We start from the raw sequence: 11,922 nt of genomic DNA, 5'->3' as shown, positions 1-11,922 counted from the left end.
GGGTGGAGCAGCCCGGTAGCTCGTCAGGCTCATAACCTGAAGGTCACAGGTTCAAATCCTGTCCCCGCAACCAAACACACCACATACACCTCACAAGACCGCAAACAGCCGGCCCGCGCACCACGCAGGCCGGCTGTTTGCGTTTAGGGACAGCAGTCGATGCCGAGGCGATAACGGTCGCCTGCGGCTCTGCCAAAGCCCTGCCCGACATTCCACCTGATGACCGCCGTTGCGCGTCCCCCGCAGGGGAGGGGGCACGGCAAGATGACGGCACAGGGACGTCGCGCGTCTACTCGGCCTGCGGAGCCGGCGTTCCGCTGTCGGGATTCATGCCTTCCACCGGCGGCTTGCGACGGGGACGGGGCGTCGCTGCGGGCGTGGCCGTCGTGGTGACGGTGACGCCGAGGCGGGTGGCCAGCGCAAGGGCGCGGTTCTCGGTCACCCGGAGATGGCAGAAGCCGTGGGCGCCCTCCCGGGCGTAGGTCCGGCAGAGCTGCTCGCGGTCCGAGGAGAAGGCGGCCTGCTCCGTGACGATCGGCCGAACGTCCTCGCGTCGGGCGCGCTGCGTCATCAGCTTGTAGTTCTCGCGCACCGCCTTGTCGGCGACCCCGCGGGCCGAGTCGAACTCGGCCGAGCGGGGGATTAGGCCGGCGGCGGCCGGCCCCCACAGGCCGACCGGGGCGGTGGCGCAATCCTGCGCCGAGAACGTGCATAGCGGGGTCGGGCCGAGGCTCGATACCAGCACGCCCCCTTCCGTCACGTCGAAGCGCAGCGGGCATTCGGCGGCGGCCGCCTCGTAGCGCGGCACGCCCTCGGGCTTGCCCTCGGAGGTCAGCGACACGGGCCCTCCGCCGCCGAGCGGCACCTTGCAGGCTTCGGTCGGCTGCGAGACCTTGGTGCCGGGCAGCGTGATCCTGGCCGCCATCCCGGATCCCGAGCGCTCGAGCTTGAGGCTTCCGGTCAGGCCGTTAAGCATCAGCTCCTGCCCGACGACGCCGTCTTCCGAGGGCGCCTTCAGCACCACCGGCCGGGCGGGCGCCGCAGGGCGCGGCGCGTCGGGCAACGGTGCCGACGGATCGTCGGGAAGCGGCGTGCCGGGGATGGGTCCCGACGGCGGGGCGGTCGGGACGCCGCGCGGCGGAACCGGAGGCTTGGCTGCGCGGCCGATCCCGAACAGCTCCTCGAAGAAGTTCTGGGCCGAGGCTTCGCCGGGCATCAGGGCCGCGAGGGCGAGGCAGGGGGCCGCGAGCAACGGGAGGACGGGTCTGCGGGTCGGACGCATCGGGTCTTTCGGGCCGGGGACGGCGGCAGGTGGCCCGCGCAATGCCGGCCTCGCACCCTGCCGGACGCTCTTCACGAAGCGTTAACACGCCTTCGATGGCGCGGGCGTGGCCGAGGGGCAACAAAATGCAGGCCGACACGACGTGCGCTTTGCGGGCCTACAGGTCGAATTCGAGCCGCCGGGATGCAATGCAGGGGCGGGCCCGCGGAGAAACCGACCGTCCGGCCGCATTCGCCGAGCCGGCGCAAGGACTTGCACGGATCGCGCATCTCGGGGCCCGGCTTCGCCTTGCGAGCCCGCATCGCCCTTCTTATATCCGGCGAGACGCGGGATTAAGCATGGGATTGGAGCCGTTCGCGGCCCTTGTTCCGGCCCCGGTTCCGTCTCCACATCTTCTCACACCACACCGCCATGGGCCGAGCTGCTTCGGGGCTCGGCGGTCTGCTTGATCGCAACCAACAAAAGGGATCCCACCATGGGTAAAGTCATCGGCATCGACCTCGGCACCACCAATTCGTGCGTCGCCGTGATGGAGGGCTCGCAGCCCAAGGTCATCGAGAACGCGGAAGGCGCCCGCACCACGCCGTCCATCGTCGCCTTCACCGACGACGGCGAGCGCCTCGTCGGCCAGCCGGCCAAGCGCCAAGCCGTCACCAATCCCGAGCGCACCTTCTTCGCCATCAAGCGCCTCGTCGGCCGCACCTACGACGATCCGATGACGCAGAAGGACAAGGGCCTCGTGCCCTACAAGATCGTCCGCGGCGACAACGGCGACGCCTGGGTCGAGGCCGACGGCAAGAAGTACTCGCCGTCCCAGATCTCGGCCTTCACCCTTCAGAAAATGAAGGAGACCGCCGAGTCGCATCTCGGCCAGCCGGTGACGCAGGCCGTCATCACGGTGCCGGCCTACTTCAACGACGCCCAGCGCCAGGCGACCAAGGACGCCGGGCGGATCGCCGGCCTCGAGGTGCTGCGCATCATCAACGAGCCGACGGCGGCCGCGCTCGCCTACGGCCTCGACAAGAAGAAGGCCGGCACCATCGCGGTCTACGACCTCGGCGGCGGCACCTTCGACGTGTCGATCCTCGAGATCGGCGACGGCGTGTTCGAGGTGAAGTCGACCAACGGCGACACCTTCCTCGGCGGCGAGGACTTCGACAACCGCGTGGTCGAGTACCTGACCGCCGAGTTCAAGAAGGAGCAGGGCATCGACCTGACCAAGGACAAGCTCGCCCTCCAGCGCCTCAAGGAGGCCGCCGAGAAGGCCAAGATCGAGCTGTCCTCGGCGACCCAGACCGAGATCAACCTGCCCTACATCACCGCCGACGCCACCGGTCCGAAGCACCTCGCGCTCAAGCTCAGCCGCGCCAAGTTCGAGTCGCTGGTCGACGATCTGGTCCAGCGCACGATCGAGCCGTGCCGCAAGGCGCTCAAGGATGCCGGCGTCTCGGCCTCCGAGATCGACGAGGTCGTGCTCGTCGGCGGCATGATCCGCATGCCGAAGATCCAGGAGGTCGTGAAGTCGTTCTTCGGCAAGGAGCCGCACAAGGGCGTCAACCCGGACGAGGTCGTGGCCATCGGCGCCGCGGTCCAGGCCGGCGTGCTCCAGGGCGACGTCAAGGACGTGCTGCTGCTCGACGTGACCCCGCTCTCGCTCGGCATCGAGACGCTGGGCGGCGTGTTCACCCGGCTCATCGATCGCAACACCACGATCCCGACCAAGAAGAGCCAGACCTTCTCGACGGCCGAGGACAACCAGAACGCGGTCACCATCCGGGTCTTCCAGGGCGAGCGCGAGATGGCGGCCGACAACAAGCTGCTCGGCCAGTTCGACCTGATGGGCATTCCGCCGGCCCCGCGCGGCATGCCGCAGATCGAGGTGACCTTCGACATCGACGCCAACGGCATCGTCAACGTGACGGCCAAGGACAAGGCGACGAACAAGGAGCACCAGATCCGCATCCAGGCCTCGGGCGGCCTCTCGGATGCGGACATCGAGAAGATGGTCAAGGACGCCGAAGCGAACGCGGAGGCCGACAAGCGCCGCCGTGAGCTCGTCGAGGTGAAGAACCAGGGCGAAAGCCTGATCCACGCGACCGAGAAGTCGGTCAAGGAGTACGGCGACAAGGTCTCGGAGGCCGACAAGGGCGGCATAGAGACGGCGATGACCGCGCTCAAGTCCGCGCTCGAGGGCGAGGACGTCGAGACGATCAAGGCCCGCACCACCGACCTGATGCAGGCCTCGATGAAGCTCGGCGAGGCGATGTACGCCGCGAGCCAGACCCCCGAGGGCGGTCCGGACGCCGCCGCCGGCCAGGAAGCCAAGAAGGACGACGTCATCGACGCCGACTTCTCGGAGGTCGACGAGAAGGACCAGAAGAAGCGGGCGTAAGCTCCGCGCGCATCCTGAAGCGGGGCCGGAGCGATCCGGTCCCGTTTTCGCTTGCGGGTTCGGCTTCGGGCCGTCATTCCGGGGGCCGCTCCGGCGCCCGCGCGGAGCGGGCGGCCGCCCGGGCGCGACACGACCCTTCAAGACGCGGAACAGCGACATCGCCGACTGCCTGGGGCAGGCGGACGGATCGTTAGGGACTATCGAGGCAAGGCATGTCGAAGCGGGACTATTACGAGATCCTGGGCGTCGCCAAGACCGCGTCGGACGGCGAGATGAAGGTCGCCTTCCGCAAGCTCGCCATGACCTACCACCCGGACAAGAATCCCGGCAACAAGGACGCCGAGATCAAGTTCAAGGAGATCAACGAGGCGTATCAGTGCCTGTCCGACGGGCAGAAGCGCGCCGCCTACGACCGCTTCGGCCACGACGCCTTCACGCAGGGCGGCGGCCAGGGCGGGCCCGGATTCGGCAACGAGTTCGGCGACTTCATGTCGGACATCTTCGACAACTTCTTCGGCGACGGCCGCGGCGGCCAGCAGCAGGCCCGCGGGCGCGGCGGCGCACCGGGCCGCGAGCGCGGGGCCGACCTGCGCTTCAGCCTGGAGATCTCGCTCGAGGAGGCCTTCACGGGGAAGGCCGAGACCATCAAGATCCCGACCTCGATCACCTGCGAGACCTGCGCCGGATCGGGGGCGAAGCCCGGCTCCAAGCCGCGCACCTGCCAGACCTGCGCCGGCTACGGCCGGGTGCGGGCGGCGCAGGGCTTCTTCGCGATCGAGCGCACCTGCCCGAACTGCCACGGCCGCGGCGAGATCGTCGACGACCCCTGCACGGCCTGCGCCGGCGCCGGCCGGGTCAACCGCGAGCGCACGCTGGCGATCAACGTGCCGGCGGGCGTCGACGACGGCCTGCGCATCCGGCTCGCCGGCGAGGGCGAGAGCGGCCTGCGCGGCGGGCCGGCCGGCGACCTCTACGTGTTCCTCTCGATCAAACAGCACGCCTTCTTCCAGCGCGACGGCGCCGACCTGTTCTGCCGGGTCCCGATCTCGATGGTGACGGCGGCGCTGGCCGGCGAGATCACCGTGCCGGTGATCGACGGCTCGCAGACCCAGGTGCGGATCCCGGCCGGGACCCAGACCGCCAAGCAGTTCCGCATCAAGGGCAAGGGCATGCCGGTCCTGCGCACCCGCGAGGTCGGCGACCTCTACATCCAGGTCTTCGTCGAGACGCCGCAGAACCTGACCAAGCGCCAGCGCGAGCTGCTGCAGGAGTTCGGCCAGACCGCCTCCGACGACAATCATCCGGAGGCCGCCGGCTTCTTCTCGAAGGTGCGCGATTTCCTCGGCGGCTTCGGCGGCACCGCCCGCCAGTAGCGGGAAACGCAAGATGCGGGGCCGGGCGGATCAAAACCGGCCGGCCCCGGTTGAGCCTTCGGCCGAGGTCGCTTCGATCGCCGAGGCTGGTGTGATCGCAATGCGCTAGGCACGAGCGCAACCTTGCCTGTAAGACATGTGCCGACCGCTGCGCTGACCGCCGGGATCGCGACGTCGCGATCGGACCTGAAGGAACATCGGACTTGCCGCCGCTACGTCGTTCCAGTGCGAAAGCCTCGTCCGTGAACGCGAAGGTGCGGCGCGATCCGCTGGAGGACGAGGCGCGGTTCCTCAAGTCCTGGCTCGAGCGCCCCCTCGTCACCGGCTCGGTCACCCCGTCCGGCAAGATGCTGGCCCGGACCATGGCGGCCTACGTCGATCCGGCCGTCTCCGGCCAGGTGATCGAGATCGGACCCGGCACCGGCCCCGTCACCGAGGCGCTGATCCGCCGGGGCGTCGCGCCCGAGCGGCTGGTGCTCATCGAGTTCAACCCCGATTTCTGCACCCTGCTGAAGCGCCGGTTCCCCGGCGTCACCGTGGTGCGCGGCGATGCCTACGACATTCGCGGCAGCGTCGGCGCGGTGCTGACCGGGCCGGCGGCCGCGACGGTCTCGAGCCTGCCGCTGTTCACCAAGCCGCTCGAGCAGCGCCTCGACCTGCTCAACACCGCCCACGACCTGATGCATCCCGGCGCGCCGTTCGTGCAGTTCACCTACGCCGTCGTGCCGCCGATCCCGGCGCGCTGCGCGCTGGGCAGCTACACCGCCAGCGGCTCGAACCGGGTCTGGCTCAACCTGCCGCCGGCCCGGGTCTGGGTCTACCGCCGGCCCTGATCGGCGGGGTGCCCCAATGCGAGCTGAGCGTAGGCCTCAGGTCGCATTCAGGTGCTGGTTGCTACTTCTCCTCTCAAGGCCGGTGCGCGAGCAGCCGGTCGCCCGAGAAGGAGAACCGCCGATGTCCACGACGCCGACCCGAACCCGCCTCGCCCTCGCGGCCCTCACGCTCGCCGGCGGCCTCGCCGTCGCGGCGCCGGCCCAGGCCGCACCGTTCGCACCCGCTCCGCTTGCCGGGGCCCCCGCCGACGTGGTCCAGGCGCAGTATGGCTACGGCTACGGTCACGGCCACCGTCATTTCGGCCACGGCCCGCGCCACTTCGGCTACGGCCCGCCGCGCCCCCGCCACTTCGGCTGGGGCGGCCCGCGCTTCGGCCATCATCACCATCATCGCGGCTACGGCTATGGCCGCGGCTACGGATATGGCCGCGGCGGCTGGTAGGCGAGACCGGGCCGGTGGTGAGAACCACCGGCCCCTTTCATGTCGCCAGGGCGATCCGCTCGAGCACAACCGGTCCCTCGGGCGGCCCCTCGGCCGGCGTCGCCCGGAAGCTGTAGGCCGCCCGCAACGCGGCCTCGGCCCGATCCGCCGCCGCCGCGTCGGCCGCGTGCACGATCCCGAGCCGTCCGCTCGCATCGCCCGGCCGGGCGAGCTGCGTGAATCCCACGCGCCCGTCGATCCCGTCCTCCGGCTGGGTCCGGCCGCCGCCGAGGCCGATCACCGCGAGCCCGATCGCGCGGGTCGCGACCCGTTCCACCGTGCCGACCGCGCGCACCTCGCGGATCACCGGCGCGGCCGAGAGGTGCTTTGCCGGCTTCTCGATCAGGTCGGCCGGGCCGCCGAGCGCCGAGACCATGCGCGAGAAGCGCTCTGCCGCCCGCCCCGAGGACAGGCTCGCCTCCAGCCGCACCGCGGCGTCGCGCGTGTCGGGTGCGAGCCCGCCGGCCACCAGCATCTCGGCCGCCAGCGCCAGCGTCACCGCGTGGAAGCGCGGCTCGCGATGCCCGGTGAGGTAGTCGACCGCATAGGCGATCTCCAGCCCGTTGCCGGCGGCATGCGCCAGCGGCGCGTCCATGTCGGTGATCAGCGCGACGGTGCGCAGGCCGGCGCCGTTCGCCACCGCGACGATGCTGTCGGCGAGCGCCCGCGCTTCGTCGATCCTAGCCATGAAGGCGCCGGAGCCGACCTTCACGTCCATCACGAGGCCGTCGAGCCCGGCCGCGAGCTTCTTGGCGAGGATCGAGGCGGTGATGAGATCGAGCGATTCCACCGTGCCGGTCACGTCGCGGATCGCGTAGAGCTTCCGGTCGGCCGGCGCGAGGTCCGCGGTCTGGCCGATGATGGCGCAGCCGACCTCCGAGACGACGCTGCGGAACCGGGCGAGATCGGGCGTCGCGTCGTAGCCGGGAATGCTGGCGAGCTTGTCGAGGGTGCCGCCGGTATGGCCGAGGCCGCGGCCCGAGATCATCGGCACGTAGCCGCCGCAGGCCGCGACCATCGGCGCGAGCACGAGGCTGACCGCGTCGCCGATCCCGCCGGTGGAGTGCTTGTCGAGGACGGGGCCGGGGAGGTCCCAGGCGAGCACGTGGCCGGACCGCGTCATCGCCCGCGTCAGCGCCACCCGTTCGGCCACCGACATCCCGCGCAGGAACACCGCCATGGCGAAGGCCGCCGCCTGGCCCTCGCCGACGCGCCCGTCGGTCAGGCCGGCGACGAAGCCGGCGATCTCGTCGGCGTCGAGCGCCTTCCCGTCGCGCTTGTCCCGGATGGTCTCCTGCGGGAGCCTCATGACGTCCCCTCCGGGGTCGCGGCGGCCATCAGCACGCCGAACAAGCTGCTGGCGCCGAGCCGGACCGTGGCGGGGCTCGCCCAATCCGGCCCCATGATCTTGTCGGCGAGCGCGAGGTAGGCGGCGGCGTCGGCGAGCGTTCTCAGGCCGCCCGAAACCTTGAGGCCGCCGCGCCCGGCCTCGCGGATCGCGCGCAGCATGGTCTCGGCCGCCTCGGGCGTCGCCGAGACCGGGCTCTTGCCGGTCGAGGTCTTGATGAAGTCGGCGCCGGCCGCGAGCGACAGCCGGCTCGCCGCGGCGATCGCGTCCGCGGTGCGCAGTTCCCCGGTCTCGAGGATCACCTTCAGGCCGGATTTCGGGCAGGCCTCGCGCACCGCCTCGACCATCAGGCGGGCGGTCTCCGCATCGCCGCGCAGCAGCGCCCCGTAGGGCAGGACGAGGTCGATCTCGTGCGCGCCGTCGCGCAACGCCTCCGCCGTATCGTCGACCGCGCGGTCCACGTCCTCGCCGCCCGCGGGAAAGTTGATCACCGTTGCGATCCGCACCGGGCCGCCCGCCAGCACGCGCGCCGCCTGATGCACGAATTGCGGCCAGACGCAGATGGCGGCGACGCCGCCCGTGCGGGCATCCCGGCAGAGCCCGTCGATCTGCGTGGCGGTGCAGGTGTCGCCGAGATCCGTCAGGTCGAGGAGCGCGAGGGCGCGGCGCGCGACCAGGGCCGGGTCGAAGGTCGGATCGGTCATGCGGGCGGACTCTCGAAGGGGCCGAGGCTCATGGATCGCCCGCGGGCAGGCCGGCGACGAAGCTTCGGATCAGGCGGATCAGGTCGGCGGCGGCGGCGGTCGCGGCCTGCTTGGTCTCGGCATGGTGCGGGTCGCCGTCGCCGATGCCGGCGGCGCGGTTCGTCACCACCGACACGGCGGCGACGGGCAGGCCGAGGAAGCGGGCGAGGATCACCTCCGGCACCGTCGACATGCCGACGAGGTCGGCGCCGAGCCGGCCGGCCATCCGCACCTCGGCCGGGGTCTCGAAGGACGGCCCGGAGAACCAGGCGTAGACGCCCGCGGGAAGGGGGATGCCGCAGGCCGCTGCCGCGGCGTCGAGCCGGGCATTGAGGGCGGGGTCGTAGGCCCGCACCATCGGTACGAAGCGGGCGTCGCTCGGCTCGCCGATCAGCGGGTTCATCCCCGACAGGTTGAGGTGGTCGGACAGCCGCACGAGGCTGCCGGGACCGGCCTCCGGCATCAGCGAGCCGGAGGCGTTGGTGAGCAGCAGGCAGGCGGCGCCGAGCGCCTTCGCCGCGGCGATCGGGATGCGCATCGCGGCCGCGTCGCCGTGCTCGTAGGCGTGGGCCCGGCCCTCGAGCACCAGCACCGGGCGCCCGGCGATCACGCCGCGATGCAGCCGCCCACGATGGCCGCTGACGCCGGCGCCCGGAAAGCCGGAGATGTCGGCATAGGGCAGCGATACCGCGTCCGCGAGCGCATCCGCGAGCCCGCCGAGCCCGGTGCCGGCGACGATGGCGCAAGCGTAGGGCCCGGCAAAGCCCGCCGCGCGCAGGGTCTCGACCGCATCAGCCACCGAGCGTCTCCGGTCCGAAGGAGGCCGGCAGCAGCGCCGCGAGGGTGAAGCTCTCCGCGACCCCGCCGGGCCCTGCGGCGTGGATCGGCGTCTCGGGGGCGGCGAACTCGCGGATGCGCTGGCGGCAGGCGCCGCAGGGCGTGACGAGGCCGCTGCCGTCGCCGAGCACCAGGATCTCGCGGATGCGCCGGCCGCCGGCCAGGATCATCGCGGCGATCGCCCCGGCCTCGGCGCAGGTGCCGACCGGGTAGGCCGCGTTCTCGACGTTGCAGCCGGCATGGATCGCGCCGTGCTCGTCGCGGAGCGCCGCGCCGACCGCGAAGCGCGAGTACGGCGCGTGCGCCCGGGCGCGGGCCGCGGCGGCGGCGTCGAACAGGGCGGCGAGGTCGAGAGGGGAGGAGCCCGGCATCCGCGATCATTGGCACCGGCCGTGCCGGGCTGTCGAGAGGGCGGGCGAGGCGGCAGGGGCGTGCGCGCCGCCGGCTTTCGCTCGCCGAGCGCGCGTTCTAGAACGCTGGGAACGATTGTCATCATCCGGGGACGACGATGCTGGGCCGTTACGAGCGCGGAGCGGGGGGCGAGGCGGTCGTCGCCTATGGCGACGGCACGATGCGGGTGGTCAAGCCCGGCGCCTTCGTGCGCTGCGCCACCACCGGCGTGCCGATCCTGCTCGACGACCTGCGCTATTGGAGCGCCGTGCGCCAGGAAGCCTACGCCACGCCCGAGGCGGTGATGGAGCGGCTGCGGCAGACCGGCCGGCCGTAAGCCGCGATCAGGCGTCGCGGCGTTCCAGCAGCTCGATGCGCACGCCGTCCGGCCCGTCGATGAAGGCGATCCGCAGCCCCGGCCGCATCGCCTTGGTCTCGACAAGCACCGTGACGCCGCGCGCCCGCAGGTCGGCGAGCGTCGCGTCGATGTCAGCGACGCCGAGCCCGATATGCTCGATGCCGAGATGCGGCGCCCGCGCCGGCGGCGGCAGGTCGGCCGGCGCCTGCTCGATGAAGACCGTGAGGCCGCCGAGGTCGAGCACGATCCGGCTCGTCGGCGTGCCCTCGCGGCGGACCTCCCGCGCGGCGAGCTTGTCGACGTAGAAGGCGGCCGCGGCCGCCGCGTCGGGGCTGCGCAGGTGGACGTGGTCGATGTGGAAGTCCATCGGGTCCTCGCGGGCTCAGAGGAGGGTCCGGTCGAGCCGGATGATCCGGCACGGGTCGCCCGCCCGCGCGGCCGGCGCGTGCGGCGCGCGGATCAGCAGCGCCTCGGCCCGGCCGAGCACCGCCAGCATCGACGAATCCTGGCGCGATTCCGGATGCGCCACCGGCAGCCGGTCCGGTGCGGTGTCGAGCACGGCGCGCATGTAGTCCTGGCGCCCGTCGTTGGCGTCGAGGTCGCGGCCGAGGGTGGCCGGCTCGCTGCGGTCGGCGCCGGCACGCGGATCGCCGAGCAGCGCGCGCACGGCCGGCACGACGAAGAGCAGCCCGCACACGATCGACGAGACCGGGTTTCCCGGCAGCCCGATCACCAGCATGTTCCCGAGATGCCCGTGCATCAGCGGCTTGCCGGGGCGGAGCGCCACGCGCCAGAATCCGAGCTCGAGCCCCTCCGCCGCGAGCGCGGTCTGGACAAGGTCGTGGTCGCCGACCGAGGCGCCGCCCAGCGTCACGAGAAGGTCGGCCTCGGCCGCGCGTGCCCGCGCGAAGGCCGCCTCCAATGCCGGAAGCGTGTCGCCGGCGATGCCGAGGTCGATCGCCGCGCCGCCGGCGCCGTTCACCAAGGCGGCGAGCGCCAGGGCGTTCGAGGCGACGATCTGGTCCCAGGCCGGGACCTCGCCCGGCTGCACCAGCTCGTCGCCGGTGGCGAGGATCGCGACGCGGGGCTTGCGGCGTACCGAGACCCGTCCGCGGCCGGCGGCGGCGACCAGCGCCAAGCGGCGCGCATCGAGGGTGTCACCGGCCGCCAGCAGCCCGTCGCCCTCGGAGAAGTCGAGGCCGGCCCGGCGGACGAATTTTTGGGCGGTCACCGCTTCGAGGGCGCGGATCGTCTCGCCGTCGGCCTCGGCATTCTCCTGGATCAGGATCCCGTCGGCGCCCTCGGGGACGGGCGCGCCGGTGAAGATCCGCACGGTCTCGCCGGGGCCGATCGTGCCCGAGAAGCCGTGGCCAGCGGCGCTGGTGCCGACGAGGCGCAACGCGGCCCCGGCCGTCGCGTCGGCGGCGCGCACGGCGTAGCCATCCATGGCGGAAGCCGGGAAGGGCGGTTGCGTGCGGGTGGCGACGACCGCGGCCGCCAGCGTGCGCCCGGCGGCCTCCGCGATCGCGACTTCTTCGGCCGCGACCGGCCCGGGAACGCTCGCGAGGATGCGCGCGAGCGCTTCGGCGACGGGGATCAGGCCGCTCACGCGAGCGCCCCCGGTCCCGGACGCGCTCCGGTTTTCTCCCTCCCCCCTCCGCGGGGGAGGGTGGGCCTCGCGGCACCGAAGGTCGGGAGAGGGGTGCGACCTCTCCGGATGCGGCGTTCCCCTCTCCCGACCCGCTTCGTGGGCCACCCGCCCCCGCAGAGGGGGGAGGGATGAGCGCCGGGGGCCATCACGCCGCGTCCTCCGCGCGGTACGCGCCGGAGCGGCCGCCGTCCTTGGCGAGCAGGCGGATGCCCTCGATCCGCATGCCGCGGTCGG

Annotated in this window: 12 protein-coding genes and 1 pseudogene; 5 read left to right on the top strand and 8 right to left on the bottom strand. The window is 72.2% G+C overall.

Going from position 1 to position 11,922, the window contains the following annotated elements; all coding sequences use genetic code 11:
- Positions 1 to 289: 289 nt before the first annotated feature.
- The gene (locus MKK70_RS22025; RefSeq protein ID WP_243949899.1) at positions 290 to 1,282 is read right to left on the bottom strand and encodes a hypothetical protein; all 993 of its coding nucleotides are present in this window, start codon (positions 1,280 to 1,282) and stop codon (positions 290 to 292) included.
- A 475-nt stretch (positions 1,283 to 1,757) separates the two neighbouring features.
- Between MKK70_RS22025 and dnaK the strand changes: the two genes are divergently transcribed.
- From dnaK to MKK70_RS22005, 4 genes are all read left to right on the top strand, one after another.
- Complete coding sequence (dnaK, locus tag MKK70_RS22020; protein WP_243949897.1) at positions 1,758 to 3,674, top strand: molecular chaperone DnaK; 1,917 nt, start codon at positions 1,758 to 1,760, stop codon at positions 3,672 to 3,674.
- Positions 3,675 to 3,886: 212 nt separating this feature from the next.
- The gene (dnaJ, locus tag MKK70_RS22015; protein WP_147843274.1) at positions 3,887 to 5,047 is read left to right on the top strand and encodes a molecular chaperone DnaJ; all 1,161 of its coding nucleotides are present in this window, start codon (positions 3,887 to 3,889) and stop codon (positions 5,045 to 5,047) included.
- 203 nt (positions 5,048 to 5,250) lie between these two features.
- The gene (locus MKK70_RS22010) at positions 5,251 to 5,880 is read left to right on the top strand and encodes a class I SAM-dependent methyltransferase (protein ID WP_147728271.1); all 630 of its coding nucleotides are present in this window, start codon (positions 5,251 to 5,253) and stop codon (positions 5,878 to 5,880) included.
- Between the two features lie 121 nt (positions 5,881 to 6,001).
- Complete coding sequence (locus MKK70_RS22005) at positions 6,002 to 6,322, top strand: hypothetical protein (protein WP_243949895.1); 321 nt, start codon at positions 6,002 to 6,004, stop codon at positions 6,320 to 6,322.
- A 37-nt stretch (positions 6,323 to 6,359) separates the two neighbouring features.
- Here the strand turns inward: MKK70_RS22005 and deoA are convergent, their stop codons facing one another.
- The 4 genes from deoA to cdd are packed head-to-tail and all read right to left on the bottom strand — an operon-like array spanning position 6,360 to position 9,660.
- The gene (gene deoA / locus MKK70_RS22000) at positions 6,360 to 7,670 is read right to left on the bottom strand and encodes a thymidine phosphorylase (RefSeq protein WP_243949894.1); all 1,311 of its coding nucleotides are present in this window, start codon (positions 7,668 to 7,670) and stop codon (positions 6,360 to 6,362) included.
- On the bottom strand, positions 7,667 to 8,413 hold the full coding sequence (deoC, locus tag MKK70_RS21995) for a deoxyribose-phosphate aldolase (protein ID WP_243949893.1): 747 nt from the start codon (positions 8,411 to 8,413) through the stop codon (positions 7,667 to 7,669). Before deoC ends, deoA begins: the two co-directional genes overlap by 4 nt.
- A gap of 28 nt (positions 8,414 to 8,441) precedes the next feature.
- A complete protein-coding gene (locus MKK70_RS21990; RefSeq protein WP_243949892.1) occupies positions 8,442 to 9,251 on the bottom strand; it encodes a purine-nucleoside phosphorylase in 810 nt (269 codons plus the stop codon).
- The gene (cdd, locus tag MKK70_RS21985; RefSeq protein WP_147728476.1) at positions 9,244 to 9,660 is read right to left on the bottom strand and encodes a cytidine deaminase; all 417 of its coding nucleotides are present in this window, start codon (positions 9,658 to 9,660) and stop codon (positions 9,244 to 9,246) included. Before cdd ends, MKK70_RS21990 begins: the two co-directional genes overlap by 8 nt.
- 137 nt (positions 9,661 to 9,797) lie before the next feature.
- Between cdd and MKK70_RS21980 the strand changes: the two genes are divergently transcribed.
- Positions 9,798 to 10,016 carry a DUF2093 domain-containing protein gene (locus MKK70_RS21980; protein ID WP_147728475.1) on the top strand — a complete coding sequence of 73 codons (219 nt, stop codon included), beginning with the start codon at positions 9,798 to 9,800 and terminating at the stop codon, positions 10,014 to 10,016.
- 7 nt (positions 10,017 to 10,023) lie between these two features.
- Here the strand turns inward: MKK70_RS21980 and MKK70_RS21975 are convergent, their stop codons facing one another.
- The 3 genes and pseudogenes from MKK70_RS21975 to moaC form a co-directional block, all read right to left on the bottom strand.
- A complete protein-coding gene (locus MKK70_RS21975) occupies positions 10,024 to 10,404 on the bottom strand; it encodes a VOC family protein (RefSeq protein ID WP_147728474.1) in 381 nt (126 codons plus the stop codon).
- Positions 10,405 to 10,419: 15 nt separating this feature from the next.
- Positions 10,420 to 11,646, bottom strand: coding sequence for a gephyrin-like molybdotransferase Glp (gene glp / locus MKK70_RS21970; RefSeq protein WP_147860225.1), 1,227 nt, complete (start codon positions 11,644 to 11,646; stop codon positions 10,420 to 10,422).
- Between the two features lie 187 nt (positions 11,647 to 11,833).
- Positions 11,834 to 11,922: pseudogene (moaC, locus tag MKK70_RS21965) on the bottom strand (cyclic pyranopterin monophosphate synthase MoaC); the annotation flags it as partial.

The organism is Methylobacterium sp. E-041 (assembly GCF_022829665.1).
GTDB lineage: Bacteria > Pseudomonadota > Alphaproteobacteria > Rhizobiales > Beijerinckiaceae > Methylobacterium.
This window is presented reverse-complemented; position numbering and strand designations above follow the sequence as displayed.